23 protein-coding genes, 1 tRNA gene, 1 other RNA gene and 1 pseudogene are annotated in these 26,806 nt (G+C 64.8%); 14 read left to right on the forward strand and 12 right to left on the reverse strand.

The features are described from left to right. Position 1: 1 nt before the first annotated feature. Together G6R19_RS15420 and G6R19_RS15425 are read left to right on the forward strand one after the other, a co-directional pair. Positions 2-997 carry a sugar phosphate isomerase/epimerase family protein gene (locus G6R19_RS15420; protein ID WP_163166515.1) on the forward strand — a complete coding sequence of 332 codons (996 nt, stop codon included), beginning with the start codon at positions 2-4 and terminating at the stop codon, positions 995-997. A 96-nt stretch (positions 998-1,093) separates the two neighbouring features. Continuing rightward, on the forward strand, positions 1,094-1,627 hold the full coding sequence (locus G6R19_RS15425) for a GNAT family N-acetyltransferase (RefSeq protein ID WP_163166517.1): 534 nt from the start codon (positions 1,094-1,096) through the stop codon (positions 1,625-1,627). 38 nt (positions 1,628-1,665) lie between these two features. Here the strand turns inward: G6R19_RS15425 and G6R19_RS15430 are convergent, their stop codons facing one another. After that, complete coding sequence (locus G6R19_RS15430) at positions 1,666-3,813, reverse strand: amylo-alpha-1,6-glucosidase (protein WP_163166519.1); 2,148 nt, start codon at positions 3,811-3,813, stop codon at positions 1,666-1,668. A 54-nt stretch (positions 3,814-3,867) separates the two neighbouring features. Next, the gene (locus tag G6R19_RS15435; RefSeq protein WP_163166521.1) at positions 3,868-4,929 is read right to left on the reverse strand and encodes a glycosyltransferase family 4 protein; all 1,062 of its coding nucleotides are present in this window, start codon (positions 4,927-4,929) and stop codon (positions 3,868-3,870) included. 223 nt (positions 4,930-5,152) lie between these two features. Here G6R19_RS15435 and G6R19_RS15440 point away from each other — a divergent pair, with 223 nt between their 5' ends. Then, positions 5,153-5,857 carry a DsbA family oxidoreductase gene (locus G6R19_RS15440; RefSeq protein WP_163166523.1) on the forward strand — a complete coding sequence of 235 codons (705 nt, stop codon included), beginning with the start codon at positions 5,153-5,155 and terminating at the stop codon, positions 5,855-5,857. 36 nt (positions 5,858-5,893) lie between these two features. After that, on the forward strand, positions 5,894-6,544 hold the full coding sequence (locus G6R19_RS15445; protein ID WP_163166525.1) for a TetR/AcrR family transcriptional regulator: 651 nt from the start codon (positions 5,894-5,896) through the stop codon (positions 6,542-6,544). A gap of 70 nt (positions 6,545-6,614) precedes the next feature. On the opposite strand, the gene G6R19_RS15450 is transcribed toward G6R19_RS15445, so the two are convergent. Beyond that, positions 6,615-7,289 carry a LytR C-terminal domain-containing protein gene (locus G6R19_RS15450; RefSeq protein WP_163166527.1) on the reverse strand — a complete coding sequence of 225 codons (675 nt, stop codon included), beginning with the start codon at positions 7,287-7,289 and terminating at the stop codon, positions 6,615-6,617. Then, positions 7,282-7,581 (reverse strand): type II toxin-antitoxin system VapB family antitoxin, encoded by a 300-nt coding sequence (locus tag G6R19_RS15455; protein ID WP_170850843.1) that lies wholly within the window; start codon positions 7,579-7,581, stop codon positions 7,282-7,284. Before G6R19_RS15455 ends, G6R19_RS15450 begins: the two co-directional genes overlap by 8 nt. Before the next feature lie 161 nt (positions 7,582-7,742). On the opposite strand from G6R19_RS15455, the gene G6R19_RS15460 reads away from it, so the two are divergent. Together G6R19_RS15460 and G6R19_RS15465 are read left to right on the forward strand one after the other, a co-directional pair. Then, positions 7,743-8,672, forward strand: coding sequence for a hypothetical protein (locus G6R19_RS15460; protein ID WP_163166530.1), 930 nt, complete (start codon positions 7,743-7,745; stop codon positions 8,670-8,672). Positions 8,673-8,731: 59 nt separating this feature from the next. After that, on the forward strand, positions 8,732-10,369 hold the full coding sequence (locus G6R19_RS15465; RefSeq protein ID WP_163166532.1) for a stealth family protein: 1,638 nt from the start codon (positions 8,732-8,734) through the stop codon (positions 10,367-10,369). 58 nt (positions 10,370-10,427) lie between these two features. On the opposite strand, the gene G6R19_RS15470 is transcribed toward G6R19_RS15465, so the two are convergent. From G6R19_RS15470 to G6R19_RS15480, 3 genes are all read right to left on the reverse strand, one after another. After that, a complete protein-coding gene (locus G6R19_RS15470; protein WP_163166534.1) occupies positions 10,428-11,357 on the reverse strand; it encodes a phosphodiesterase in 930 nt (309 codons plus the stop codon). Positions 11,358-11,521: 164 nt separating this feature from the next. Next, positions 11,522-12,007, reverse strand: a complete 486-nt coding sequence (locus G6R19_RS15475; protein ID WP_163166536.1) for a glutathione peroxidase — start codon at positions 12,005-12,007, stop codon at positions 11,522-11,524. Positions 12,008-12,109: 102 nt separating this feature from the next. Then, positions 12,110-14,041, reverse strand: coding sequence for a peptidoglycan DD-metalloendopeptidase family protein (locus tag G6R19_RS15480; protein ID WP_346010086.1), 1,932 nt, complete (start codon positions 14,039-14,041; stop codon positions 12,110-12,112). A gap of 587 nt (positions 14,042-14,628) precedes the next feature. Between G6R19_RS15480 and G6R19_RS20475 the strand changes: the two genes are divergently transcribed. Next, a complete protein-coding gene (locus G6R19_RS20475; RefSeq protein WP_240341912.1) occupies positions 14,629-14,868 on the forward strand; it encodes a hypothetical protein in 240 nt (79 codons plus the stop codon). A 239-nt stretch (positions 14,869-15,107) separates the two neighbouring features. Here the strand turns inward: G6R19_RS20475 and G6R19_RS20600 are convergent. Further along, positions 15,108-15,983, reverse strand: a pseudogene (locus G6R19_RS20600) (M23 family metallopeptidase); the annotation flags it as partial. 2 nt (positions 15,984-15,985) lie between these two features. Between G6R19_RS20600 and G6R19_RS15490 the strand changes: the two are divergent. After that, positions 15,986-16,906, forward strand: coding sequence for an oxygenase MpaB family protein (locus G6R19_RS15490; protein ID WP_163166540.1), 921 nt, complete (start codon positions 15,986-15,988; stop codon positions 16,904-16,906). 62 nt (positions 16,907-16,968) lie between these two features. Here the strand turns inward: G6R19_RS15490 and G6R19_RS15495 are convergent. Next, positions 16,969-17,053, reverse strand: a tRNA-Ser gene (locus G6R19_RS15495). A 327-nt stretch (positions 17,054-17,380) separates the two neighbouring features. Here G6R19_RS15495 and G6R19_RS15500 point away from each other — a divergent pair. The 5 genes from G6R19_RS15500 (at position 17,381) to G6R19_RS15520 (ending at position 22,609) form a co-directional block, all read left to right on the forward strand. Continuing rightward, positions 17,381-17,731 carry a hypothetical protein gene (locus tag G6R19_RS15500; protein WP_163166542.1) on the forward strand — a complete coding sequence of 117 codons (351 nt, stop codon included), beginning with the start codon at positions 17,381-17,383 and terminating at the stop codon, positions 17,729-17,731. A gap of 18 nt (positions 17,732-17,749) precedes the next feature. Continuing rightward, an RNA gene (ffs, locus tag G6R19_RS15505) (signal recognition particle sRNA small type) lies at positions 17,750-17,846 on the forward strand. A gap of 51 nt (positions 17,847-17,897) precedes the next feature. Next, on the forward strand, positions 17,898-21,359 hold the full coding sequence (locus tag G6R19_RS15510) for a DNA polymerase III subunit gamma and tau (RefSeq protein ID WP_163166544.1): 3,462 nt from the start codon (positions 17,898-17,900) through the stop codon (positions 21,357-21,359). A gap of 37 nt (positions 21,360-21,396) precedes the next feature. Then, on the forward strand, positions 21,397-21,996 hold the full coding sequence (gene recR, locus G6R19_RS15515; protein ID WP_163166546.1) for a recombination mediator RecR: 600 nt from the start codon (positions 21,397-21,399) through the stop codon (positions 21,994-21,996). A 13-nt stretch (positions 21,997-22,009) separates the two neighbouring features. Beyond that, positions 22,010-22,609: a GNAT family N-acetyltransferase gene (locus tag G6R19_RS15520; RefSeq protein ID WP_163166548.1), complete on the forward strand. Its 600-nt coding sequence runs from the start codon at positions 22,010-22,012 to the stop codon at positions 22,607-22,609. Between the two features lie 169 nt (positions 22,610-22,778). On the opposite strand, the gene G6R19_RS15525 is transcribed toward G6R19_RS15520, so the two are convergent. Together G6R19_RS15525 and G6R19_RS15530 are read right to left on the reverse strand one after the other, a co-directional pair. Beyond that, on the reverse strand, positions 22,779-23,912 hold the full coding sequence (locus tag G6R19_RS15525) for a hypothetical protein (protein ID WP_163166550.1): 1,134 nt from the start codon (positions 23,910-23,912) through the stop codon (positions 22,779-22,781). Beyond that, the gene (locus tag G6R19_RS15530; protein WP_163166642.1) at positions 23,909-24,868 is read right to left on the reverse strand and encodes an ABC transporter ATP-binding protein; all 960 of its coding nucleotides are present in this window, start codon (positions 24,866-24,868) and stop codon (positions 23,909-23,911) included. Before G6R19_RS15530 ends, G6R19_RS15525 begins: the two co-directional genes overlap by 4 nt. A 249-nt stretch (positions 24,869-25,117) precedes the next feature. Here G6R19_RS15530 and G6R19_RS15535 point away from each other — a divergent pair, with 249 nt between their 5' ends. Further along, positions 25,118-26,476: an aspartate kinase gene (locus G6R19_RS15535; protein ID WP_163166552.1), complete on the forward strand. Its 1,359-nt coding sequence runs from the start codon at positions 25,118-25,120 to the stop codon at positions 26,474-26,476. Positions 26,477-26,586: 110 nt separating this feature from the next. Here G6R19_RS15535 and G6R19_RS15540 read toward each other — a convergent pair whose 3' ends face one another. Beyond that, positions 26,587-26,802, reverse strand: coding sequence for a hypothetical protein (locus G6R19_RS15540; protein WP_163166554.1), 216 nt, complete (start codon positions 26,800-26,802; stop codon positions 26,587-26,589). Between the last annotated feature and the right edge of the window lie 4 nt (positions 26,803-26,806).

Consider the following 26,806-nt stretch of genomic DNA (forward strand, 5'->3'; position numbering starts at 1 on the left):
CATGCCCCGCCCCTACACCCTGTTCACTGGCCAGTGGGCCGACCTGCCCTTCGAGGAAGTCGCGCGGCTGGCCTCCGGCTGGGGGTACGACGGACTCGAGATCGCCGTCTCCGGCGACCACCTGGACGCCTGGCGGTGGGACGAGCCCGGCTACGTCGAGTCCAAGCTCGCCGTGCTGGAGAAGTACAACCTGAAGGTCTGGGCCATCTCCAACCACCTCAAGGGCCAGGCCGTCTGCGATGACCCCATCGATTTCCGCCACGAAGCCATCGTGGGGTCCAAGGTCTGGGGCGACGGCGACCCCGAAGGCGTCCGCCAGCGTGCCGCCGAGGAAATGAAGCACACTGCACGGCTCGCCAAGGCACTCGGCGTGGACACCGTCGTCGGCTTCACCGGCTCCTCCATCTGGCAGTACGTCGCCATGTTCCCGCCCGTCCCCGAAAAAGTCATCGACGCCGGCTACCAGGACTTCGCCGACCGCTGGAACCCCATCCTGGACGTCTTCGACGAATGCGGCGTCCGCTTCGCCCACGAAGTCCACCCCTCCGAGATCGCCTACGACTACTGGACCACCGTCCGCACCCTCGAAGCGATCGGCCACCGTCCCGCGTTCGGGCTGAACTGGGATCCGTCGCACATGATGTGGCAGGGCATCGACCCCGTGTCCTTCATCTGGGACTTCAAGGACCGGATCTACCACGTGGACTGCAAGGACACCAAGGTTCGCCAGACCGGCCGGAACACCGTCCTGGGCTCCCACCTCGCCTGGGGCGACCCCCGCCGCGGCTGGGACTTCGTCTCCGCCGGCCGCGGCGACGTCCCCTGGGAAGCCTCCTTCCGGGCCCTGACCGCGATCGGCTACAACGGCCCCATCTCCGTCGAGTGGGAAGACGCCGGCATGGACCGCCTGCACGGCGCCCCCGAAGCCCTCGCCGCCCTGAAGAAGTTCGACTTCCCGCCGTCGAACACCTCCTTCGACGCCGCCTTCAAGCAGTAACCCGAAGAGTTTTTGTCCAGGTATGCAGGCTTAGGAGGCCTGGAGCCCTGCATACATGGACAAAAACTCGGAAGGCGGGCCAAGTACAATCCCTGCATGACCCCTACCATCCGAAAGGCAACAACGGACGACGCCGGCCCGCTGGCTTCGCTGGCGGCCGTCACCTTTCCGCTGGCGTGCCCGCCGTCGTCGTCGCCTCAGGACATCGCGGCGCACCTTGCCAACACGCTCAGCGAACGGCACTTCCAGGCGTACCTCGCCGACCCGGACGTCACCATCCTGGTGATCGATGCCGGCGGCGCCCTGCGCGGCTACAGCCTGCTGGTGAACCGGCCGGCGGCAGACCCGGACGTGGTTTCAGCGCTGGAAATCCTGCCATCGGTGGAACTCAGCAAGTGCTACGTGCACCCCGAACACCACGGGCTCGGTGCCGCTGCGGAACTGATGAACGCCAGCCTCAACGCGGCGGCGGACGCAGGAGGGCGGGGCGTCTGGCTGGGTGTCAACAGCCAGAACGCCAAGGCCATCCGCTTCTACGAAAAATCCGGATTCCGCAAGGTCGGCACCAAGTCGTTCAGACTGGGCAGCACCGTGGAGCATGACTTCGTGCTGGAGCGCGCAGTCCCCTGACGGCTGCACCAGCCTCGGTGCCATCAATGCTGGTGCCTTCAGGCGTGCTGATGAGCCTTTGGCGGGTAGGCCAGGGGCGGACGTGGCTCCGATAAGAGCTTCAGGCCCGGCGGGAGCCCATCAATGCTGCCGCCGGTCCCGTGGGCCCTGATGGTGATTCGGGAGGTGTCGATCAGGACGTTCGCAGCCTCGAAATCGCCCATGTCCTCGGGGAGGATCGGCGCCAAGTGCACCACTCCGTGGGTGTAGACAGGGTCGAAGCGGAGCAGCACGCGCATCAGCTGCACCGGTGCCGCCGCAGCCCAGGCCTGGGGTGAGCACGCGGTGGGGTAGGGCACAGGTCCTGCGAACTCGCCGCGGTCAAAACCGCAAAACAGTTCCGGCAGCCGTCCGTCAAAGTGTTCGGCGGCGTCAATGAGGCCGGAAGCAACCCGCCGCGCCTCCTCCACGAAGCCGTATCGCATTAGCCCTGTGGCCACCAGCGCAGAGTCGTGCGGCCAGACCGAACCGTTGTGGTAACTCACGGGATTGTAGGCGCCCATGTCCGAGCCCAGGGTGCGGATGCCCCAGCCTGAGAACATCTGGGGCGACATCAGATGCTCCACCACGGACGGCGCCTTGTCCTCGTCCACGATGCCCGTCCAGAGGCAATGGCCCATGTTCGAGGTACAGGCATCCACTGCCCGTTTGTCCTTGTCCAGCGCCACCGCGAAATAACCCTTGTCCGGCAGCCAGAACTTTTCATTGAAGGCAGCCTTGAGGGTAGCGGCCTTGTCGGCCCAATGCTGTTCCAGAGCCACATCGCCGTCCCAGCGCGCAAGCAGCGACCTGCCGATATAAGCGGAGTAGACGTACGCCTGAACTTCGCACAGGGCAATAGGAGCTTCTGCCATGGTGCCGTCAGCAAAGTTGATACCGTCCCAGGAGTCCTTCCAGCCCTGGTTGACCAGCCCGTGGTCATTGGGCCTCTTGTACTCAACGAATCCGTCGCCGTCGCGGTCACCGTATTTCTCAATCCAGTCCAGGGCACGGTCCGCATGCGGAAGCAGGGGGTGGATGATCTCGCGCGAGAGGCCCCAGCGGCTCAGCTCGCCCAGGAGGCCTACGAACAACGGGGTGGCGTCTGCTGTGCCGTAATAGGCTATGCCTCCCAGCGACAGCCCGGCAGTCACACCCAGCCTCACCTCGTGCGGAATGCGTCCCGGTTCTTCTTCCGAGTCCGGATCCACCTTGGTTCCCTGCAGCCCGGCCAGGGTCTGCAGCGTTCCGGCGGCCAGTTTCGGACTCACCAGCAGGCTCATGTAGGAGGAGAGCAGCGAGTCCCGGCCGAACAGGGCCATAAACCACGGCGCCCCAGCTGCCACCGCCACCCGGCCGGGATGGTGCTCGTCGAAGATCCGCAAGGAGCCCAGGTCGCTCTGGCTGCGGTTAAGCACCTGCTGCAGGTTGCTGTCCGTCACTGTGACCTGGGGGACGTTTTCCTCCCAGGCCCGGTGCCGGCGTACCCCTTCGCGGTGGCGTGGAAGCCGCTCCTCGGTGAAAGGATCGGCCGGTGGCTGTCCGTTGACGAGTGGCACCACAATAACGCTGGTGGCCCACTTGCCCCTGGCAGGCACCGTAGCGTGGAAGCGGAGTCCGTCGGTGCCGACGTCGGCACCTGCTGCCCTGATTGAGGTTCCCCGCCGCTGTCCGTGGCGGCCGGCCTCGATGACGAGGCTGCCGTCAACTACTTCGCGCGTGGCCTCAGCGCCCTGCGTTGTCCGGCCGCCCTTGACGTCGAAGAGATCGGCCTGGTCGGCATCCAGGAGCAGCTCGATCTCGCAATCCACCGGCTCGGCCGAGAAGTTTTCCAGGGTGATGTCGTCCTGCAGGCCTGGCCCGACGTGACGGGCCTGCCGGACCACCAGGGGGCTGTCGAACCTGCCGTCGGGCCACTTTGCCCGGCCAACAAAGGTGGCTCCGAAGGGCTGGGGCTTCTGGGCGACGAGGGGCTCACGAAGCGCGCCGTTGATCCGCAGGATCCAGCGGGAGATGATGCGGGTGTCCTGGAAAAATGCCCCGTTTGCGCCGGCGTCAGCACTAATGTCACCCGTTTCAGATGAGATGCAGAACGAGGACCCTTCCACGATCGTGACCGACCCTGATTCGGATGCGCCGGCTTCGGTATCGGCGTTCCATGCGGTCATGAAGGCACTCCTTCGCTAGGCGGCGGGCTTTTCGCGGATCCCCAAGACCATCCCTTAAAGATTCTGGTGCAACCTGGCCGTATCCGGAACCCCTGCCGGCGGCTCCCCTGCAACCAGCCTCTCGAAAAGCCATAGGTGCTCATTCACCATCCGCTCCTCGCTGAACCGATCCTCCGCAACCTTCCGGCAGGCTGCCCGGCTGAGGCCTTCCGCTTCCTGCACAAAGCCCGCCAGTTGCTGGATGCGCCCCAAGAATCCGGTCCGGCCATGATCAATGATCTCGGGCGCGGACCCCACGGCCGTGCCTACCACCGGGGTACCGGTGGCAAGCGCCTCAATCATGACCAGTCCGAAGGGCTCCGACCATTGGATGGGGTTCAGGAAGGCCAGCGCTTCACCCATCAGCTTGTATTTGGCTGCGTCATCGACCTCCCCCACAAAGTCTTCGTTGGGTCCCAGCAGGGGTTCAATGACCTCATGGAAGTAGCGCAACTCCTCTGACTCGCGCATCTTGACCGCGATCCGCAAAGGCATGCCCGCCTCGCGGGCAATCATGATGGCTTCCAGCAGGCCTTTGTCGGGGCAGGCCCGCCCCACGAAGCACAGGTAGCCTCCTGTACCGGAGCCCACCGGTACTGAGGAGACGTTCATGCCGTGATGGATCACCCTGGTCACTGGAACGTCCGGGACATGCGAGGTCTGGTCCCTTGAGATGGCGATGACTGCTCCCCTGCGTGCAATGGCACGGTAGATGTCAGCAGAGTCAGCCGTGAGCGGTCCATGCATGGTTGTCACCATAGGAACCCTGTCAGGGCGGTGCAGGTACAGCGGTCCGGCAATCGTATGGTCATGGATGACGTCCGCGTCCTGCAGCCCCTTGTAGGCCCTGACCACATGGCTCAGCTCCGAGAGGGTGCAGTTCAACCCGCCCTGTTCTGCAGGCCGCATTCCGGGAACCCTCGGCACGGGGCAGCTGCTTTCCGGGGACGCTGCCAGCAGTACCTCATGTCCAGCCCCGCGGAACCCGCGTGCCAGGCTGTCCACTACCCTTTCGGTGCCGCCATATGTCACCGGTGGAACCGGAATCCATGGTCCTGCAACCAGTCCTATCCGCATTCGTGGCCTCGCCTAGAACAGGCCGGGCTCCCCAGCTGGCCAAGCAATTTTATCTGCGGAACCTGCTTCGGTTTCCGCAGTTGTGGAGACAGCAACACCCCGGGGCGTCCGTGTAACCCACAGTCTGACTATTGCCCAAGACCACCCGGCGGACAAGACCCTGTGTGCGGTATCTAACAACGGTTTTCGGAATGGTGGCCGGGAATCCACTGTTGGCCCCAATATGAAGATTGAGATCTGGTCGGACGTCGCGTGCCCGTGGTGCTACATCGGAAAACGCCGCTTTGAGGCAGCCCTGGCTGCCTTCCCGCACAAGGAAGCGGTGGACGTGAAGTGGCGCAGCTACCAGCTGGATCCCACCCTCCCCGACCACTACGACGGGACCGAGCTGGACTACCTCAGCAGCCGCAAGGGCATGCCCCGGCAGCAGGTTTCGCAGATGTTTGACCACGTCACGCAGCAGGCCAAGGGCGAGGGCCTCGACTACCGGTTCGATTCGGTGGTGGTGGCGAACAGCTTCACCGCACACCGCCTGATTCATCTTGCCGCCGCCCACGGCAAGCAGGACGAAGCCAAGGAACGCCTGCTCAGCGACCACTTCGAGCACGGCAGGGACATCGGCAACCGCGGATACCTGACGTCGCTCGCCCTCGACCTGGGCATCAGCGCCGATAAAGCTGAAGAGCTGTTCACCACGGACAAGTACGCCGACGACGTCCGGCTCGATTTCGAGGAAGGCCGCGCCCTGGGCATCAGCGGAGTCCCGTTCTTCGTCATAGACCGCAAGTTCGGTCTCTCCGGCGCCCAGCCCGTCGAAACGTTCACCGCGGCGCTGACGCAGGCCTGGCAGGATGCCAACCCGCTGGTGCTGGTGAACTCCACCGACGGCGAAGCCTGCGGCCCGGACGGCTGCTCCGTGCAGCTATAACCGCGGTTTGGTGACACTTCGCGGTAAAGTGTCTACATGCCTAGGATTACAGCGGCCAGCAACGCCGAGCAGCGCGCGGAAACGCAGCGCCGCATCCTCACCGCCTTCGGCGAGCTCCTCTTTTCCCACGGCCTTCCCGGGCTGACCATGACGGATGTGGCCCGGCATGCAGGGGTGGGCCGGACCGCCGTCTACAACTACTATGCGGACATCGAAGAGCTCCTGATCTCCTACGCCCTTGAGGAGACGGAGAAGTTCCTGTCCGAGCTCCGCGAAGCCCTTGGCCGCCTGGACAACCCGGTGGAACGGCTGGCACTGTACGTGCGCGCCCAGGTGGTGGACCTCAGCCGCCGCCACCTGCCGCCCGGGCCGGCGATGGGAGCCGTGCTGTCGCCGTCGTCCTTTGCCAAACTCGCGGACCACGTGGGCGAGCTGAGCGTCCTGCTGCAGGGCATCCTGCGCGACGGGATGGAGCAGGGGTACCTGCCGACGGCGGACATCGGCCAGCAGGCGCAGCTGATCCTTGGCACGCTCTCCTCCAGCGCGGCAAGGGGCAGTGACGAGCCCGCGGAACTGGAAGCCAGGGTGGCCAGGACCGTGCGCTTCATCCAGCTGGGCGCGGGAGCGAGGTTCGACGACGCCGGCCGCCCCGTCCGCCTTGCTTCCCTTCCCGCCGTGGCCAGCTGAGCGCCTGTCACCTTTGGTCCCGCCAGGCCGGCGTAGCAACCCGGTCCTTTAGCGCATCTGCGGTTTCGGCTCAGGGCGCGGGTGCCGCCGAGGGGATGACGGGCGTCTTGTCGTCGTCCGCGATCCGGCGGCTTTCGCGGGGGCAGCTAAGGGTGCCTGGCGTCTGGTCGACGAGCTCCGGCGGGGCCAGCGCAGCGTAGTCCTGGGCAAGGATCACGTCCACGCTGCCATCTGTCCTGCCGTCCTGGAAGTAATCCGAGCCCGGCAGGTTGCGCTGGACGCTGAACGCCGCTGACTGGCCGGCAGCCCCGGACACCACGGCGGCGACGCCACGGTAGCTGGCCTCGACATTGGACACCGCCCCTACAACGAACTTCCGTGCCAGGAACTCGTCCGCCACTGACCGCGCCAGGCCCGGCCTGCTCGTGGAGTTGTAGACGTTGAGGTTGATCTTGTCGTTGGGGGTGTAGTCGAAGGTCGCCGCAGGGCAGGTGGAGACTGTCTCCTGCGCAGGCTCGGCGGCAGGAATCTTCAGGCGCCCGTTGATGATGGCCAGCGCGATGATAATTGCGGCCACGATCAGTCCGATGAGGACCACAAGCACCACCGCATGCAGCACGCGGCGGCGCACCCGCGCCGTGTCGTCGGCGCCGCTGTCCGCTTCGAATGCGGCCCGCAACTCAGGGCCGGTAACAACATGGTGGCCGTGGAGGACGCTGACGTCCTGCTGCTTCTTCCTAGCCATCTATGACCAGTACACGGGCATGGATCGCCGTGCGCTGGTGCAGGGCGGTCCGGACGGCGCGGTGCAGACCATCCTCCAGGTAAAGGGTTCCCTGGTACTGCACCACATGCGGAAAAAGGTCTCCGAAGAAAGTGGAATCCTCGGCCAGGAGCGCCTCCAGGTCCAGGGTGCGCTTGGTGGTCACCAGCTCGTCCAGCCTGACCGGACGCGGGGGCAGCGCAGCCCATTCCTTGGGGGTGTTGTAACCATGGTCAGGGTAAGGGCGTCCCTCGCCCACAGCTTTGAATATCACCATGCCACCCTAGGCACCGGATGGTCCCAGCGAAAGTAGCCAGCACGCCGTCGGGCAGGTTGTAGCCAAACAGTGACCAAGTGTTACACGCGGTGGTCCATGCGGGGCGGCACCGGGAGTTCACGGTGCTGACATAACGGTGCTGCTGACAGAATGGAGGCATGACAGCATCCGAGTTCCCTGCCGCCTCCACCTCAGGCGTACACCACCCGGCCACGCCTTCCCTCGCGCTGCTGCTGGATGTGGACGGGCCAATTGCAAGCCCCGTTACGCGCGATGTGAAACAGGACATCATCCGGGATCTCGTTGCCCTGGCCTCTGCCGGCATTCCCGTCATTTTCAACACCGGCCGCTCCGATGCCTTCATCCGTGAGCAGGTCATGGAGCCGATGATCGCTGCGGGCATTCCGGCCGGTACCGTCATCCACGCCATCTGCGAAAAAGGCGCGGTGTGGTTCAGCTATACGTCAGCAGGTCCCGGTCCCATCCACGTGGACCGGGACCTGGCGGTGCCCGCAGCCTATGGTGACGACGTCAGGCGGCTGGTGGCGGAGGACTACGCGGCGCACATGTTCTTCGATGAGACCAAGCGGGCCATGGTGTCCGTGGAACAGCACATCGGCGTGGCCGATACCGACTACCTGGCCGAACAGAAACTTTTCGACGCTGACGCCATGGACCTGATGGGCCGCCACGGGCTGGGGGTGGTCAGGCTGGACCACCATGCCCCCAATTCCGACGACGAAGTGGACTACCGGGTGGATCCCACCATCATTTCCACAGACATTGAGTCGGTGCGGCTTGGCAAGGATCTCGGCGCCAGCCGGGCGGTGGAACTGCTCGCCGCCCAAGGCATCACGCCGCAGGCCTGGCGTACAGTGGGAGATTCCCGCACGGATTACGCCATGGCTGACTGGCTTCACCACAACGACCACGCGGTAAAGCATGTGGATGTCCGGCCTGCCGATGGCGTTCCGGACAAGCCCTACCCTGTCCTCACCGCCTCGGACCTGGGACTCGAGGCCACCGTCATCCACGACGACGCCGGCGGCGCTTTCCTGCGCAGCTGGCTGGAAGAACTGGGCGCGTAACCGGGTTCCGCACCCGGGCAGCCCCGCCTGAAACCTGCTGTTTCCACCGCGCGGCTATCATGCAGGTAGAAACGCTTACTTTGACGAGCACGGAGACGACCATTACAGAAGCACCGGTTCAAGACGAGGTCTACTACGGCGGCCAGGCATCCGTAGAGGAACAATTTCACGCGGAGATCACTTCAGCCGAAGCAGAGCAGCGGCTTAACCCCCGCCCTGATGTCATCACGCATAAGGGCCGCATCGCGCTGATCAACCACAACAGGACTCCCTACCAGGCAATGGTGGAGGACCTGCTGTTCGTACGCAATGTGCTGGCCAACGCTGACCTGGCGTACCTGCTGGTCAGGGGCAACAATGACCGGCCCGTCATTGCCTTGGACTGGAAAGACAGGAAGAAACTGCGGGCCGCCCTGGTGGAAGCCTGCCGGGACGAGCCTTTCTATTCCATGACCGTGGATGCCAAGAAAAAGATCTCACTGCTGGTGGCGGACGGGGAGCTCTCCTCCAATCGGCAGGCTCGCATCTTCCGCCTGTACCGCCCGCGGGTGGAGCCGGCCGGCGGCTTCGAGTTCGGTGCTTCCGCAGGTGTACAGATCGAACTTTGGTCCTTCAAGGCTGATGAGATCACACTGCCGATCGAGAACTCCCTCACGCGCAGGACCCTGCTCCGGCAGGACGCCGTCCGCGGCACCGTGGAGCGTTACGGCCACACGTGGCCGACCATCGAGAACATGTTCGCCGACCACGCCAGCGATATCAGCTTCGACATCGATCTGGTGTTCTCCTGGGTGGACGGCAGCTCCCCTGAGTACATTGCAGCGCGCCGGGAACAGCAGAAAGATGTGGTCCTCGGCGAAGGCGACGACCACGAGGCCCGCTTCCGGCAGGTCAACGAACTCAAGTACGCACTCAGGTCCGTTTACATGTTCGCTCCCTGGATCCGCCGCATCTTCATTGCCACGGATTCAGCGGCACCTGAATGGCTGGCGGAACACCCGTCGGTGACCATCGTGCGCAGTGAGGAGTTCTTCTCGGACCCCTCGGTGCTTCCCACTCACAACTCCCAGGCGGTGGAGTGCCAGCTCCACAACATCGAGGGTCTCTCGGAGCACTTCCTGTACTCCAACGACGACATGTTCTTCGGCCGGCCGGTCAGTCCCGACCTGTTTTTCACGCCGGGCGGCATCACCAAGTTCATCGAGGCGGAAACCCGGATTGGATTGGGCGAGAACGCTGCAGAGCGCAGCGGCTTTGAGAACGCGGCCCGTGTCAACCGCAAACTGCTGTGGAACCGGTTCGGGCGGATCACCACCCGGCACCTGGAACACAGTGCCGCCCCGCTGCGCCGCAGCGTTGTGGCCAGGATGGAACGCGAGTTCCCGGAGGAGTTCCGGAAGACGGCGGCGAGCCGGTTCCGGGCGGCGGACAACATTTCCGTCACCAACTCCTTCTACCACTACTACGCCCTGCTCACGGGCCGCGCAGTAACCCAGACAGCGGCGAAGGTCCGGTACGTGGACACCACCATGCGGGCCGGGCTCAACTACCTGCCCAAGCTGCTGTCCAAGCGCAACATGGACTTTTTCTGCTTGAATGACGGCAGCTTCCCTGAGGTGGAGGCCGACGAGCGCGCCGAACTGGTGACCGACTTCCTGGAGAAGTACTTCCCCATCAAGGCGCCCTGGGAAAAGTAGGACGCCGAGCCAGGGTCCGTGCCGGCGGCACGGACCCTGCAGCGCCTTGGGGCGCGCCCTAACGGCTTGTGGGCAGACCCGCCCTGGCACTGCTCCGCTGTTTGGTGGTTTCAGGGATACGGACTCCGGCGGCCTCCAGCCGGCGGGCTGTCTCTTCGGGCGGAACGTACTCCCCCACCGTCGTGGACCTGCCCAAGGGAACCACCGAATGCACAATCGTGTGCTCGTACACATGGACGAGGTTGAATGACTGTCCGTTGTCCTGTCCCCGGGTGCCGCCAACAGGAACGTTAAGGTCCTGGGTGTAACAGCTGGCGGAGGCGACGGAGACTGGAACCCCCGCAAAGCTCGCCGTAGTGGAATAGTGCAGGTGGCCTGCCAGGATGGTCCGGACGTCCGAGTTGCGGACCACCGCGGCGAGGGATGCCTGGTCCCGCAGCTCAACCAGGACCGAGAGGTCGAGGACGGATGGGACGGGCGGGTGGTGAAGCGCAAGGATGGTGCCGTCCGGAGCGGGTGTCTCCAGCTCGAGCGCCAGCCAGTCCAACTGGGAGTCGCTAAGTTCGCCGTGGTGGAAGCCCGGCACGGACGTGTCCAGGGTGATGACCCGCAGCCCGTTGATGAAATAGCTGTGGTCCACGGGAGCGTCACTGCCGGGCTGGTCCAGCAGGCCCTTCCGGAAGTTCGCCCGGTTGTCGTGGTTTCCCATCGCCCAGATGACTTCTGCATCCAGCTCCTGGCACGCCGGCTCCACGATGGCCCGGAGTTTCACGTAGGCTTCCGGATCGCCCTTGTCTGCAAGGTCGCCGGTGAAAATCACAGCCTCCGGCCGCGCCCCCGACGCCTTCACCTCTTCAAAGAGTTGGATAAGCCGCGCTTCGCTGTCAACGACGCCGTAAAGGGGATCCGGCCCTCCCATCAAGTGGGGATCGCTCAGGTGGAGTAGGAAGTGGCGTGGCCGGGGGTGTTCGGCCTCGATGTGCTCCATTGCTGCCTCTGTGGTCGGTGGGAAACGGCGTTTCCCTTGTACCCTTCAGTAAGGTTTATCCAATCAGACATTTGGCTAACTTTGGGTAAATCGCCGTAGCTGATGTGGAAAAAGGTAGAAGAACTGCGCTTTTGCGCTGCCACATTCGGCCAAAGCGGCATTTTTTAACCGAGGGCTTCCTCGACGGCGTCAATAACCACCGCCGAATCGGGCTCCACTGTGGGCGCAAAGCGGTTCACCACTTCGCCCTCCCGGCTGACGAGGAACTTCTCAAAGTTCCACTTCACCAATCCGGGCAGCAGTCCGGTCTTAAACTTGGTGAGCTCCGTGTAAAGCGGGTGCCGGTCCCTGCCGCGGACGTCCGCCTTGACCGTTAGCGGAAACGTCACTCCGAAGTTCCGCTGGCAAAACTCGGCAATTTCGCTGTCACTGCCGGGCTCCTGCCCGGCGAATTGGTTGCATGGGACGCCGAGGATCTCAAAGCCGCGGTCCCGGAACTTTTCATAGAGTGCTTCCAGGCCCGCGTACTGGGGCGTAAACCCGCAGTTGGAGGCAACGTTCACCACCATAACCACTTTGCCTTTGAATCTGCCGAAATCAGTGGCGGTACCGTCGTTGAGGGTCAGTGGAATCGCGTACAAGGGGGTCACAGGCTGCGTCCTCGGAAAGTTGTCCATGCGTGGAATTCGTTGCCAGTGGACCACTGTACTGGTCCGGGCTGGGACTTCCTGGGTGCAACTCCCGTTGGGCTTTCACGGTTCCGGTGACGCGGACGGACTCGTTGGCGGTGCAGGTTCGGTCGGCGCAGGCTGAATCGGCGCAGGTTCGGTCGGCGCAGGCTGGATCGGTGCCGGCGCAGGCGGTGGCGGAGGTGCAGGTGCCGGCGGTGGAGGAGGCGGAGGTGCCGGCGCCGGCGCCTGGCTTGGTGCCGGTGAAGGTTCGATCGGGGGCTGCGTGATCGGCGCAGGCGGTGGCGGAGGTGGAGGTACCGGTACGGCCGGTGGCGGAGCGGGTGCGGCCGGTGGAGGTGGTGGCGGTGGCGGTGTAGTTGGCGCGGGCTCGCTCGGAGTCGGCGCGGGTTGGATCGGGGCAGGCGCGGGCTCGCTCGGAGTCGGCGCGGGTTGGATCGGGGCAGGCGCGGGCTCGCTCGGAGTCGGCGACGGCGAACCCGGACCAGAAGGCTCACTCGGCGTCGGCGCGGGTTGGATCGGGGCAGGCGCGGGCTCACTCGGCGTCGGCGCGGGTTGGATCGGGGCAGGCGCGGGCTCGCTCGGAGTCGGCGACGGCGAACCCGGATCAGCCGGCTCACTCGGCGTCGGCGACGGTGTTCCCGCATCAGCCGGCTCACTCGGCGTCGGCGTCGGTGTTCCCGCATCAGCCGGCTCACTCGGCGTCGGCGTCGGTGTTCCCGCATCAGCCGGCTCACTCGGCGTCGGCGACGCCGTTCCCGGACCAGAAGGCTCACTCGGCGTCGGCGACGGCGAACCCGGACCAGAAGGCTCACTCGGCGTCGGCGACGGCGTCCCCGAAGCAGCCGGCTCGTTCGGCGATAGTGTTCCAGAGTCTGCGGGCCTAAGCTGCGACAGCGGGGATGCTGTCCAAGAAGGTGATCCGGCAACCGTCGTCGGCGAACTTACCCAACGAGGAGCCGGAGGAGGTTCGTTGCCCTGCCCCACCGGGATGGTCCAAGTTACCGGCCCAGGTGACGGAGCACCAAAGCCCGGCAGGTACGTCCGCAGGTCAGCCGGTCCGGCGCCGACGGATCGAACCGGTATCAGGCCCCACTTCAAGGGACTGACGTGGTGCCCGTTGAGGATCGTCTCGAAGTGCAGGTGGCATCCCGTCGACCACCCGGTCGAGCCTACCCGCGCAATAGCCTGGCCAACGTTGATGGAGTCTCCGCTGCGGACGGCGATGGATTCAAGGTGGTTGTAGGTGCTGATGAGTCCGTTGCCGTGATCTATCTCTACCCGGTTACCGCCGCCCCAAGGATGCCACCCGGCAGCGCGTACCACTCCTGAATCAGCGGCGTAAACCTGCGTGCCGCACGGAGCAGCGTAGTCCTGGCCGAGATGGAAATCCCCGCCTGCCCCGGACAGTGGGCTTACGCGGAATCCGAAGGGTGATGAGGGATACAGCAGTTTGAGGGGCGCCATGAGGTAACCCGCCGGCGGTCTGCCAAGCCCGGTCAGCTCGACCGCCAGCGGGGACGGTGTGCTCTCGCTGGAGCTGCTTACCAGGGGGCGCGGGAAGGTAATTTCCACGTCTGGAGCGGTCAGAATGTTTGCAGTCACGGGGCTGGCTACGAGGCCATCCGACGGCGGCACGCCCACGTCCGTACTGCCGTGCACCACTGTTCCTGTTCCAGTTCCAGTACTGGTTCCGGTGCTGAAACCGGTACTGGAACCAGTACTCGATCCCGGGGGAATCCCCACGGCACCCATTCCTGGGACGGGGCGGACGACAGAGGCAGTAGCAGTCCTAGATTCGGGGGTGCTCGCGGAAAGGTTCAAAGCGCAGACAGAAATGGCGAGGACCCCGGTGGCCGCCACAGCACGGGCAGCGGGCAGGCATAACCCTCCGGGGTTTTTGGCGTCCTTGCCGGAAACCGCGTGAGTGCCCATAAGACTGACTCCAGGACGTGGCGACCGCCCCTGTCTTGACGGTAACTCCCATGTGAACATACATGCTAGGCCCCTGTGAACCCCGTAACGGGACAATGCGGTTTTTTTGTGGATGCCCGCCGAATTGTTTCCGCCCGTAGCCTACCCAAGCCTGCACGTGGACAGCCCGCTTCGTGCTTGTGATCAGCCCCGAACCTGGGCTCGGGGCGAAAAGTCCCTTCCTCCCGAGTGAGGTGTTCCGGTGCCCGGGCTACGACGTTCGCCATCGCCACTTTCGCCGTTGCTATGTGTCAAACGAGTTGGTTTTCAGGCATTTTTGGGGCCGTCATGCAGGGTCTGCCGGATCGCGTACAAGGTTTTCACACGTTGTGCCGTCAGGAAGTTGTCCACTGCCCGAATCCGTTGCTGATACATCAAGGGGCAGGTTTAGTGTTTCCGGAGTCGGCTCTGCAGGACAGATTTCGGGCGCTGGGGATGTGGCATTTACAGACGACGGCGTAGGCACCACAGCAGGTTCGGCCGGGTCCGTAGGGTCGATGGGGATCGGCGTCAGTGTCGGGGATGGTTCAACCGAGGCAGGGGACGGTGGTTGCATAGGTTCGCTCGGCCCCGCAATGACTTCAAGAAGTGTCGGTGTCGGGACCGGTGTGACTTCAACCGGCGGCGGCGTGGGTGTCGGGACCGGCGTGACTTCAACCGGCGGCGGCGTCGGTGACGGCGTAGGCGTAGGCGTAGGCGTTGGTGACGGCGTGGGCGTCGGGGTCGGCGAGGGCGTGGGTGTCGGCGTGGGCGTCGGTGACGACGTCGGCGGCTGGGTCGGTAGCGCCGTCGGGGACGACGCACTCGGCGTTCCCGCCGGGGAAGACGCACTGGGCGGCGTCGGTTGAGTACCTGCACCAATCGCCGCGGCAGGCCACAGCAAAAGTGGGGAGGCCGGCTTTACAAGCGTTCCTGCCCGGACTTCACTTTCATGAGGGTCGTCGTGATCGTGGCTCAACGGCAACGCCCAACTGATTGTCCCCTGGGAGGGAGAGCCAAACCCGGGCAGGTAACTCCGCATGTCACCGGATCCGCTGCCAGCCACGGGCCGGGCGGGCATGAGAGTCCACTTCATCGGACTCGTATGGCGGCCATCGAGGATGGTCTCAAAGTGCAGGTGGCATCCCGTCGACCAACCGGTACTCCCCACCCGGCCGAGGATTTGGCCGGCGCTGATCTCTTCTCCCGTACGGACAGAGATGGCCTCAAGGTGGTTGTACGTTGTGATCAGCCCGTTGCCGTGGTCGATTTCCACCCTGTTGCCGCCGCCCCAAGGGTGCCAGCCTGCAGCACGCACCAGTCCTGAGTCCGCCGCATAAACGCCTGTTCCACAAGGGGCTGCGTAGTCCTGCCCCAGATGGAAGTCGCCGGCGGCCCCGGACAACGGGCTCACCCGGAAACCGAAGGGCGAGCTGGCATTGAGCAGAGTCAGCGGCGCCATCAGGAAGCCCGCCGGCGGCCTGCCGAAGCCTGTCGTTCCCACCGTCAGCGGCGGAGAGTTCTCCCCGCGGTAACCGCCTATTGCCGCATGGGGAAAGGTGACAAGTGGCCCTGGATTCGTAAAGGCCGTTGCCTGCAACATCCCTGCGCCAACACTGTCCGAAGCCAGCGCGTCCGAGCCTCTGCTGCTTGACGTGGTTGTCTCCGGACCAAATCCAGCAGCCGCGGCTCTTAAGGCCTCCCGCTCCCCTGCGCTGCCTGCAAGGTTCAGGGACCAGATGGATAAGGCAACAGCACCAGTGGCAGTCAGAGCGCGCAGAACAGAAACATGTGGACGGCGCACATCCGTTCGCTTACCCGAAGTTCGACGATTCCCCAATGTGTGTCTCCATAACTTAATGACCCGGCGCGGGACCAAGCGCCGGTAGCCTGTGAACCTCGTCCTATCGTGCAGGTAACTACTTGAGAAAACCTTGCGGTACGGACCACCTGCCCCGCCAGGCTCCCTTTGGGCGACAATCATATATGCGGAGTTTTCTTCGAAAATGGCAGGACGAAGTCAAAAAAACCTTTACGGGCAGAGCCGACGAGGTGCCCGACTGGGTGCCGAAGCTGGCTGAAGGCAATGACCCCGGTTACCACCTTCCCGGCTCGGCAGTATGGGCTGTCCACGGTTCCATGTCGCCCATCGTGGCCGGAATCCGCACACTGTTGATGCAGGCCCTCCATCCCGGGGCACTTGCCGGCGTCCACGAACATTCAAACTTCCGCGAGGATCCATTGATCAGGTTGGCTAACACCATCCGCTGGATTTTCACTGTGACATACGGGTCCACTGAGGCTGCCGAAATCGCCTCGCGCAGGGTGCGCCGGCTGCATGAAGCGGTCCAGGGCAGTTACAGCGACAACCTTGGGGCGCAACGCGACTACAGCGCCAACGATCCGGAGTTGGCAAGCTGGATCCATTTGGCATTCACGGACGCGTTCCTCACTGCCCATAAGATCTGGGGCGGCGCCATTCCGGGAGGACCCGACGCCTATGTCCGCGAGTGGGCCCAGGCGGGCCGCCTGATGGGGGTGGAAGATCCACCGCTTACCGAGGCAGACATGCACAGGCAGCTGGACCGCTGGTACGAAAGCGGTGAGCTTCGCGTTGACGGCCGGGTGGCAGAGACAGTGGAATTCATCCGGAACCCGCCGTTAAACCGAATGCTCCGACCGGGCTACCGGATCCTGTTTGCCGGTGCGGTGTACAGCTTGGAGCCACGATACCGCCAGATGCTCGGCCTGGCTGTTCCGCGGCTGGGTCCGGTGGCACTGCCGGTGAGGCTCGCAACAAAGGCGGTTCTCGCCGTCGTACGCCTGGCTTTGGGACCCAGGGGGCCCAGCGAATTGGCCGCCAGGGAACGACTTCGCCGCCTGGGCGTGCCGGCCGCGGACGCGTAATACCCTTTGCCCTTAACGAAAGAACCCGGCCCCGGCATTGCCGGGGCCGGGTTCTTAACCGGCGGAGAATGGGGGATTTGAACCCCCGAGGGCGTTAACCCAACACGCGTTCCAGGCGTGCGCCATAGGCCGCTAGGCGAATTCTCCAACTGCTTCTGAATCAAAAGCAGATACTAGAGTACCTGATGTTTTCCGCTTCGCCCAATTGAGGCTCCGACGCCGGTTTTGAAGGCTTCCCACCCTCTCGGGCGGGCGGGTTCGAGCGCGGGCTTAAACCAGAAATGGACGCCCCCAATGCGCCCATTCCACCGGAACACCGTTGAGCTGCCGGGTCCGGCTCCGTTCAGGCAGGCCTCGCAGCTCACAATCTTGAGATTGCCCCAATCGGTGTACATATCCATGATCGCGGCTGGCGGTTGGATAAGCAATGAATTTTCCGTTTCACCGCTGGCCGGTGGGGGCACGATGGGAGGCATGACAGAGCTGCACGCGCTGGTGGTTTACGTCCCCGGCACTCACACGCGCCAGGTACTGGAAGCTATCGGGGACGCCGGAGCGGGCCGGATCGGTAACTACTCCCACTGTTCCTTTGTGACCTCGGGCACCGGCCGGTTTACTCCGCAGGCGGGTGCCGCTCCTTACGTCGGAGATGTGGGGACTCCGGAGGAAGTGCCCGAGGATCGGATCGAGTGCGTGGTTGAAGGGCCGCTGCTCAAGCGTGTGATCGCTGCCTTGCGTGCCGTGCACCCGTATGAGGAACCCGCACTGATGAGCTGGAAGGTTGAGGGCTGGAGCTTCCAGGACCCCGATTCGAGTCGGGCCTGAAGTTCGGGTAAAGTATCTGACGGCCCCTCATGTGGCGTCATCCTGTTGAACTCCCCCAGGACCGGAAGGTAGCAAGGGTAAATGGGCTCTGGCGGGTGCATGGGGGGTCTTTACTATTCCCCCACAGGGCGGCAGACTGTCTGCCCGGATTGGTAGGGTTTTCTCTGTGACAGTTACTACCGCCCTCTACCGCAGATACCGTCCAGACTCCTTCGCTGACGTTATCGGGCAGGAACATGTCACCGAACCGCTGATGACCGCTCTGCGGAAAAACCGGGTCAACCACGCTTACCTTTTTTCCGGTCCCAGGGGTTGCGGTAAGACCACGTCGGCGCGCATTCTGGCACGCTGCCTGAACTGCGCCCAGGGCCCCACAGACACCCCCTGCGGTACGTGCCCCAGCTGCGTTGAACTTGCCCGTGGGGGCTCCGGGTCACTCGACGTCATCGAGATCGACGCCGCCAGCCACGGCGGCGTGGACGACGCACGGGATCTCCGCGAGCGGGCAACGTATGCCCCCGTCCGTGACCGCTACAAGATCTTCATCATTGACGAAGCCCACATGGTCACGTCCGCCGGCTTCAACGCCCTGCTGAAAATCGTTGAAGAACCTCCGGAACACATCAAGTTCATCTTCGCCACCACGGAGCCGGACAAGGTCATCGGCACCATCCGCTCCCGGACGCACCATTACCCCTTCCGCCTGGTGCCGCCGGAGCCGCTCATGGCCTACCTCGAACTTCTCTGCAACCAGGAGAACGTTCCGGTTGCGCCCGGTGTCCTGTCGCTGGTGATCCGTGCCGGCGGCGGCTCTGTCCGTGATTCCCTGTCGGTCCTGGACCAGCTGATGGCAGGTGCCGGGCCCAACGGCCTGGACTACGAACTTGCCGTGGCGCTGCTCGGCTACACCCACGCTTCGTTGCTGGACGATGTTGTGGAGGCGGTGGCTGCCTCGGACGCCGCAACCGTTTTCCGCGCCGTGGACAGGGTCATTCAGACGGGCCACGACCCTCGCCGCTTCGTCGAGGACCTCCTGGAGCGCTTCCGCGACCTCATCATCGTCCAGGCGATGCCCGAAAGCGCCCAGACCATTCTTCGTGGCATGCCTGCTGACCAGATTGCGCGCCTGAAAAACCAGGCGCACAACCTGGGCGCCGCCGAGTTGTCCCGCGCGGCCGATGTCACCAACACCGCATTGACCGAAATGACCGGCGCCACCTCCCCGCGGCTGCATCTGGAACTGCTTTGCGCCAGGATCCTCCTGCCCAGTTCTGAGCAGAACGAGCGCGGCATGGCTGCCCGAATTGACCGTGTGGAGCGGCGGCTCAACTATGCAGGGAACGACGTCGGAGCTCCCGCCGCCGCAGCCCCGGCCCCGGCCCCGGCCCCGGCCCCGGCCCACCATCCGGCACCGGCGGGCCAGACCTCAGCCAGCCCGGCGGCCCCGGAACCGGGGATGTCCGGACCTTCACGGCCCGTGCCCCCGGCCACTCAATCCGCCACCGCCCAGCCCGCCAGCGAAGAGCCCGCGGGCGCCCCAGCCGCTCCCGGGCCGGCACCTGCCTCCTCCCCGGCCCACGCCGCAACGGCCAAGCCGATGGACCCGATGGACCCGGTGGACCCGGACCCTCGTGCCCCGTTGACCGCTCCCCGGGTAAGCACCAGCGACTGGCCAGTCGAGCCCTCCGCAGACTCCCGGGTTGCCCGCGTCGGCTCCCGCCCCGGAGTGGCACACAGGGCTGCCGCAGTCACCGCAGAAGGCCCTGCCGGCGGGACGCCGGCAGCCGACAACCGGCAGGCTTCAGCTCCGGCTGCCCCCGCCGCCCCTGCAGCTGGCCGGCCCGAAACGGCCCCGGCCGGATCTGTTCCCGCCGCTTCCCCTGCAGCCATGGGCGACGTGGAAGTGCTGCGTCGGGCATGGCCGGATGTCCTGCAGACGCTTTCCAAGATCAAGCGCAGCACCTGGGCACTCGTCGAACCAAACGCTCAAGTCACTGCGTTTGACGGCCAGGCGCTCACCCTTTCATTCACCACGACTGGACTCGCCGGCGCTTTTGGCCGGGCAGACCATGCGGAGAACCTTCGGCAGGCGATCCATAAGACCGTGGGCATTGACTGCCAGATCAATGCGGTGGCCGGCGGAAGCGCCGGCCGGGCGAGCTCTGAGCCAAACCCAAAAGCACCCGCTAGCCAGCCAGCGCCGGCAACTGGTCCCGCGACTTCAGCTGATGTTGCCTGGGGGCTGGCACCTGCACCCGGGTCGGCGACGACGGATGCACCGGCGCCCTCCGCTCCGGCAAGTGCTGACCAGGGGCAGGTACGCGTTCCAACAGCGCCAGAAACCGAAGGCAAGGCCGGGAGTAACGGCTCGATTCCCGCCGGGCTCCAGGCAGGAGAAAAACGTCAGTCTGCACCAGGGAGTAGCCCTTCCCAGGTCCGGCGCGCACCCACCGCCGGTTCTTCCCAGACTGAGCCGTTGGTGGTCCCTTCGGCAGCCCCTTCGGCTCAAGCTGCCTCCTACAGTGGCGGCGTGGAAGACTACTCCTACTCGGACGACGACTGGGGCCCGCCCCGGGATGAAGACGTGCCACCGTTGGAAGAAGAGCCTCCCATGGACTGGGACCCTTCCTCGCGCTCCAATGACCGCCCCGCTCCGGCAACCGCCCAGGGCGGCCACTCCGCTCCGGTCGCCGCCCCGGGTGGCATCTCTGCCGCAGCCGGTTCACGCCAGCAGGACACACATGCTGGTACGCAACCCCGCACCGAATCCGCAACTGCCAAAGCTCCTGGTGCCCAGGCCCCGGGCACGGTTGCCTCCGATCCCTGGACCCGTGCGATTGAGCAGGCACCGGGTGTGTGGGTTGTTGGGGAAGCCAGCAACGTGGACAAGAACGCCACGTCCGCGTTGCGCGAAATGGAAGCAGCTGCGGCGCCGTCAGCCACAGCCACGCGGTACGAGCCGGCCACCGCCCAGATTCCGCCTTCCATCCCCGTTTCCACTGCGGTGGCTTCCGTGGACGCCGAGTGGGGATTGGCGCCAACTGCGACCCCGCCCACGAAGGCGGGTACGAGGACGACAACCGCGGAACCGGTTACCCAGAGCCCCGTTCCCTCGGGCGCAGTTCCCTCAGCTACCGTCCCCTCAGGCGCTGCCCCTTCCGGCGCGGTTCCCTCAGTCAACGCTCCCTCAGGCACTGCCCCTACCGGCGCGGTTCCCTCAGCTACCGTCCCCGCACGTTCCGTTCCAGTCCCTGCCCGTGAATACGCCATGGCTTCAGCGGCGGCCGCACCTGCCCCTGCTCCGACCATTGCCCCCGCGGCTACCCCTGCTCCGACCAGTGCCCCTGCGCGTTCCCCGGTTCCCGCCGATTCCCCTGCTGCGGTCGGCAGCCGGCAAAGCCTGTATCAGCGCCTGTCCAACAGCCCGGAGGCCGAGGCGGGCCGGGCAAAAGCCCCTGCACGGGCCGTTCCCGCGGCGGCAACCTACGTGCAGGACATCCCCAGCGCGGACGATGAGACCATTGAGGAATCCGGAGTTTTCGGCCGTGCCGCGGTGGAACGTATCCTCGGCGGGAAGCTGATCGAAGAGCGTTCCCTCGACGGAAGTCCCGTTACACCCCGCTACTGATCCAACCACTGTCCGCCCCTAGCTAAAGAGGAAAAACGTGTACGAAGGTGCTGTCCAAGAGCTGATTGACGAGCTCGGACGCCTTCCCGGCGTGGGCCCAAAATCCGCACAGCGGCTGGCGTTCCACATCCTTGAAGCGGACCCCCAGGACATGAAGCGGCTGGTGGAGGCCATCACTTCCGTCAAGGAGCGGGTCAAGTTCTGCACCGTCTGCGGCAACGTCACCGAGCAGGAACAATGCAATATCTGCCGTGATCCCCGACGCGATCGGGCTGTGATCTGCGTGGTGGAGGAATCAAAAGACGTCCTCGCTGTGGAACGCACCCGTTCATTCCGGGGCAGGTACCACGTGCTGGGCGGAGCCATAAATCCGATCGCCGGTATCGGCCCGGAGCAGCTGCGGATCCGGGAGCTCCTCACCCGACTGAACGACGGCGCCATCCAGGAAGTGATCATCGCTACGGATCCAAACCTGGAGGGAGAAGCTACGGCCACCTACCTGGCCCGCATGCTGAAGACGATCGGGATTACCGTGACCAGGCTGGCCTCCGGGCTGCCGGTGGGCGGCGACCTCGAATACGCAGACGAGGTCACGTTGGGCCGTGCTTTCGAGGGCCGCCGCAACGCCCTGACCTGAGGATTTGGCCGGCATGCTCCCGGGCGAGCCGACGCCGCTGGTAACCCAGCGGCTCGTGCTGCGTGCAATTGATGGTTCGGACGAGGCCGCCATCCATGAGTACCGAAGCGACCCTTCGGTCACCCAATACCTCTCGCACGGCCCCCTCACCGCCGAGGCAAACAGCGAAAGACTGGCGCAGCTGCTGGCCCTGGGCGCGGCCTCCAACGGCAAATGGTTCAACTACGGCTGGGCAATTACCCTGCGTGAGTCAGGAAAAGTAATTGGTGACGCGCGTACGTGGAACAGCACAGCCCTGGCCGCGACGGGCGTGCTCGCCGCCGGCAGGCATCCTGCCGGCGAGGCAGCGTTGGCCTATGTCCTGAATGCCGATTACCACCACCAGGGATACGGCCGTGAGGCTGCGGCGGCGCTGGTCAAGTGGCTCTTCACGCACTGCGGAATCAGTACCGCCGTCGCGGCAGTCTACGAACCAAACAGTCCTTCCATCCGGCTCCTCCAAAGCCTTGGATTCCGGCAGGACCCCTTTCTCCCGGCAGACCAGGAAACGGCCGGCAAAGGCTTCCCCCTGCTGATGTTCAGGCTGGACAGTCCCCAACACTCATCCGACTGAACCGGCCCTGCGCCGGCCAGCCAATTGCCCGCCGGCGAGAAATGCTCCCTCGGCCACAGTTCAAGCTCCCACGTCTGAAAGAACAGGCCCGGTCCAGGGCGGTCAGGGGTCATCCCATCCTGATCCGCCCGGCCCCGGGCCTGTCCAGAGTGGCTCAGGCAGGATTGGCTTAAGCGATACGCGTGCCCCGGGCCAGCCGGTGGGCAGGTGTACGGAGCGAACGCCAGCCAAGCCACATGAGCAGCGCGGCAACCAGGAGCTGCAGGCCCAGTCCCAGCGGCCACATGGGTGTGGACTGTGCCAGATAGCGAGGCTTGACCTCCCCATTGGCGCACGGATACGTGCCCTCAGGACCGGCCAGCGCGGAGCGGGCTCCCTGGCTGACACCTTCAATAGCCCCCACTGAGGAGAAGCTGCGCTCCTGCGAGCGGTCTTTGTACGGTATGGCGTCTGCCACCACCACGTAGGGATTCATGGCCAGCAACCACGCCACTCGTTCGCTCCGCATAACCATCTGCTCCTGCAACGGCCCTGAGCAGGTGTACTCCGGTTCCACCGGCCCGTTATTTAGCGGCTCGTACGCGCGGTACTGGGCCTGGTTCGCCAGGACCGTGCCCTGGGTAAGCCCCGCGCCCAGCCCAAAGGCGATCAGCGTGCCGACCGCCAGCCCGGCCACGGCCAGGTACGTGACCACGATGGAGAACAGCGGCCGGCCGGCGAGCGCCGAGATGCCCACACCGATGGCACACACAACCCCCACCTCCACAGCCAGCATGAGCAACGCCACCAGTACATGGCCGGGAGTCATTCCGCCCAGCGCCACTCCAATCACCAGGAACGGGGTGCTGGCCACCAGGAACGCGAGTGCTGCCGCCCATGCTGCGAAAAACTTGCCCCACAGGATCTGCCCAGGCTGCAGCAGTGTCACCTGGAGGATGGCCAGTGTGCCTCCTGCGCGGTCACCATTCACGGCGTTGGCGGACAGCGCCGGAGCAACGAGCAACGCAAACAGCAGGACAAAGGCCAGGACCACCTCGAAGATCATGGACCCGGGCCCCGATTCTGGCGGCGGGACATAACCGGGGATTCCGCGCTGTGCGGCCTGCGAGGCGTTCCAGCTGGCCCATGTCAGCCAGGTCACGAGCCCGGTGAGGACAAACCAGATGGCCAGCATGATGTACCAGCCCCGGGAGCGCAGCCGCTGCTTGAGCTCCAGGACCACCACATCCCTGACACCGGGCAGGTAGCCGCCCGTAGTTCCCTGGTCGGCCGTATGTTGCCGGTCTTCGGTTGCGTGGCTCATTGCCGTTCCCCCTCAAGGCTCATGTAGGTCTCTTCAAGGGCCCCTGAAGCGGGGGCGAAGGAATTTACCCCGACGCCGGCCAGCACCAGGTCGCGCAGCAGGCGCTCGGCGTCGTCGTCGCTTGCGAGCATCAGACTCACGGACGGACGCCGACCGACTTCTCGGCGGAATGCCAGTCCCAGTTCGGTGAGCCTGGCAGCAAGTGCGGCCACATCAGAGGCGGTGACTGCGTACCGGCGTCCGGCTGCGGCAGCCTCTTCGATGGTTTGGCGCCGGACCGTGCGGCCCTTGTTCACAAACACCGCGCCATCGGCGATTTCGTCCAGTTCGCTGAGCACGTGGGACGAGACCACCACTGCCTTGCCCTCCCCCGCGAGTTGCCGCAGCATGAGACGGAGCTCCACGCGGGACCCCGGATCGAGCCCCGATGCGGGCTCATCGAGGAGCAGGACGGAGGGGTCATGGATCAGTGCCCGGGCAAGGCTGAGCCGCTGCTGCTGCCCACGGGACAGCACCCGCGCCGGCTGGTCCGCAAGATCGTCCAGCCGCACCCGTTCGAGCATCTCCGCAACCCTCGTTCCGATGCTTTGGGCCGGGAGCCGGTAGAAGCGGGCCATCTGGGTGAGAATTTCCCGCGCGGTCAGGGATTCCCATACGCCTAGGGTGTCCGGCATCCAGCCCAACCGCCGGCGCACTTCCGCCCGGTCCCGGCGCGGATCGAGTCCGCCCACGCTGATGCTGCCTGCGTCCGGTGCCAGCAGCGACGCCAGCATCAGCAGCAGCGTTGTTTTCCCCGCTCCGTTCGGACCGATCAGGGCGGTCACCTTGCCGGCCGGCGCATGGAAGTCCATGTGTTCGACGGCGCGCACCGCTCCGAAGCTGCGGCTCACAGCCCGTGCCGTGATGCCGTCGTCGGGTTCCGGCCCGTCCGCAGCCTCCGGTAATTCAGAAATCATTGCCATTTATTGCGCACCTGTCCCCCACAGTCTTTTTATGCATTTTGACAGTCTGAGCGTACGCCTGCGGAGCTCCCCGCCCGGTCCTTCCCTGGGCTGAGATTCGGTCACAATTCAACGCCCGGCCCTGCACGGCGATAAACTGGAACCAGAAGTCGCGCCAACGATGGCGCTAGTTCCCAGCGTCAGGGCCAGCACAGCGTTACGGCTGTCTGGCCGGACTCCAATTGATCCAATGAAGGTACGCGCATGAGTACGCCCACTACCGAAGTGCACAACGCAACGCAGCCACAGGAGCTGCCCGTCGGCCGTGCCGTCACCAAACAGCTCATCGTGCAGAAGTTCGGTGGTTCCTCCGTAGCGGACGCAGACGGCATCAAGCGGGTAGCCAAGCGCGTGGTGGACGCCCAGGTGGCGGGCAATGAGGTGGTTGTTGTGGTCTCGGCGATGGGTGACACCACCGATGAACTCCTGGACCTCGCAGGCCAGGTAACGGACTCCGCCCCGGCCCGCGAAATGGACATGCTGCTCTCAGCCGGTGAGCGTATCTCGATGGCGCTCCTGGCCATGGCGATCAACAAGCTGGGCGCCTCCGCCCAATCCTTCACGGGGTCCCAAGCCGGTATGATCACGGACGGCATCCACGGCAAAGCCAGGATCATCGACGTCGATCCCCACCGTATCCGCACCGCCCTGGATAAGGGCAATATCGCCATCGTGGCCGGCTTCCAAGGCATGAGCCGGGCCACCAACGAGATCACCACCCTGGGCCGGGGCGGTTCGGACACCACAGCCGTAGCGCTGGCAGCAGCCCTCGAAGCCGACGTCTGCGAGATCTACACGGATGTGGACGGCATCTACACCGCCGATCCGCGCGTTGTCCCCTCAGCCCAGAAGATCGACACGATCTCCAGCGAGGAGATGCTGGAGCTCGCAGCCTCCGGCGCCAAGATCCTCCACCTTCGCTGCGTGGAGTACGCGCGCAGGTTCGGTGTGCCGCTGCACGTCCGCTCGTCATTCAGCCAGCACGAAGGCACCTGGGTCATTCCCAGCGCCGAAGACAAGATCACCACACAAGAGGGAGTTGCCTTGGAGCAGCCAATCATCTCCGGCGTCGCACACGACCGTTCCGAAGCCAAGGTCACCGTTGTTGGCGTCCCGGACATCCCCGGCAAGGCGGCCGCCATCTTCCAGGTCATCGCCGATGCCCATTCGAACATCGACATGATTGTGCAGAACGTTTCCACGCATGGCACCGGCCGCACGGACATCTCCTTCACGCTGCCCATCGTGGAAGGCGCCGATGCCCTGACGGCCCTCCACGCAGCCCAGGACCAGATCGGCTTCGAAAGCATCGAGTACAACGAGCAGATCGGCAAGCTCTCCCTGATCGGCGCCGGCATGCGTTCCCACCCGGGGGTCTCCGCCACGTTCTTCAAGGCACTCTCGGATGCCGGGATCAACATCAACATGATCTCCACATCAGAAATCCGCATCTCAGTTGTTACGCACGCGGATCTCCTGGATGAGGCCGTGCGCGTCATCCACCGGGCCTTTGAACTGGACAGCGACAACGAAGCCACCGTCTACGGCGGCACCGGCCGCTAACCGCCGGCCCGAAACATAAAAAATGCACTGGCCGGGGATTTCTTCCCTGACCAGTGCATTTTGTGTTTTCCGGGGAGTGACCACGGCATTGCGTCCCGGCAAGGCCGACGTCAGGCCTCCTTCTCGAGGTCTTCGCGGCGTACGGCGTAGTGGTGGCCCGAGGTATCGGTCTCCACCACAAAGTGCGTGAGTTCCTCCTCCGAAGCCTGCTCGAACTCGTCATGCTTGTGCACCACCGGCAGGCTGGAGTCCAGGCGGGTGGCCGGCCCAAAGAAGAAACGGAGCTTGTCGGTCGCGTTCATGAACCCGCTGAGTACATGCGGCACTGTT

It is taken from the genome of Arthrobacter sp. Alg241-R88 (assembly GCF_900537115.1).
Classification (GTDB): Bacteria; Actinomycetota; Actinomycetes; order Actinomycetales; family Micrococcaceae; genus Arthrobacter.

Coding starts and splice junctions, on each gene's coding strand:
- G6R19_RS15420 (WP_163166515.1), top strand. CDS start 2: ATGCCCCGCCCCTACACCCTGTTCACTGGCCAGTGGGCCGACCTGCCC.
- G6R19_RS15425 (WP_163166517.1), top strand. CDS start 1,094: ATGACCCCTACCATCCGAAAGGCAACAACGGACGACGCCGGCCCGCTG.
- G6R19_RS15430 (WP_163166519.1), bottom strand. CDS start 3,813: ATGACCGCATGGAACGCCGATACCGAAGCCGGCGCATCCGAATCAGGG.
- G6R19_RS15435 (WP_163166521.1), bottom strand. CDS start 4,929: ATGCGGATAGGACTGGTTGCAGGACCATGGATTCCGGTTCCACCGGTG.
- G6R19_RS15440 (WP_163166523.1), top strand. CDS start 5,153: ATGAAGATTGAGATCTGGTCGGACGTCGCGTGCCCGTGGTGCTACATC.
- G6R19_RS15445 (WP_163166525.1), top strand. CDS start 5,894: ATGCCTAGGATTACAGCGGCCAGCAACGCCGAGCAGCGCGCGGAAACG.
- G6R19_RS15450 (WP_163166527.1), bottom strand. CDS start 7,289: ATGGCTAGGAAGAAGCAGCAGGACGTCAGCGTCCTCCACGGCCACCAT.
- G6R19_RS15460 (WP_163166530.1), top strand. CDS start 7,743: ATGACAGCATCCGAGTTCCCTGCCGCCTCCACCTCAGGCGTACACCAC.
- G6R19_RS15465 (WP_163166532.1), top strand. CDS start 8,732: ATGCAGGTAGAAACGCTTACTTTGACGAGCACGGAGACGACCATTACA.
- G6R19_RS15470 (WP_163166534.1), bottom strand. CDS start 11,357: ATGGAGCACATCGAGGCCGAACACCCCCGGCCACGCCACTTCCTACTC.
- G6R19_RS15480 (WP_346010086.1), bottom strand. CDS start 14,041: ATGTTCACATGGGAGTTACCGTCAAGACAGGGGCGGTCGCCACGTCCT.
- G6R19_RS15490 (WP_163166540.1), top strand. CDS start 15,986: ATGCGGAGTTTTCTTCGAAAATGGCAGGACGAAGTCAAAAAAACCTTT.
- G6R19_RS15500 (WP_163166542.1), top strand. CDS start 17,381: ATGACAGAGCTGCACGCGCTGGTGGTTTACGTCCCCGGCACTCACACG.
- G6R19_RS15520 (WP_163166548.1), top strand. CDS start 22,010: ATGCTCCCGGGCGAGCCGACGCCGCTGGTAACCCAGCGGCTCGTGCTG.
- G6R19_RS15525 (WP_163166550.1), bottom strand. CDS start 23,912: ATGAGCCACGCAACCGAAGACCGGCAACATACGGCCGACCAGGGAACT.
- G6R19_RS15530 (WP_163166642.1), bottom strand. CDS start 24,868: ATGATTTCTGAATTACCGGAGGCTGCGGACGGGCCGGAACCCGACGAC.
- G6R19_RS15535 (WP_163166552.1), top strand. CDS start 25,118: ATGAGTACGCCCACTACCGAAGTGCACAACGCAACGCAGCCACAGGAG.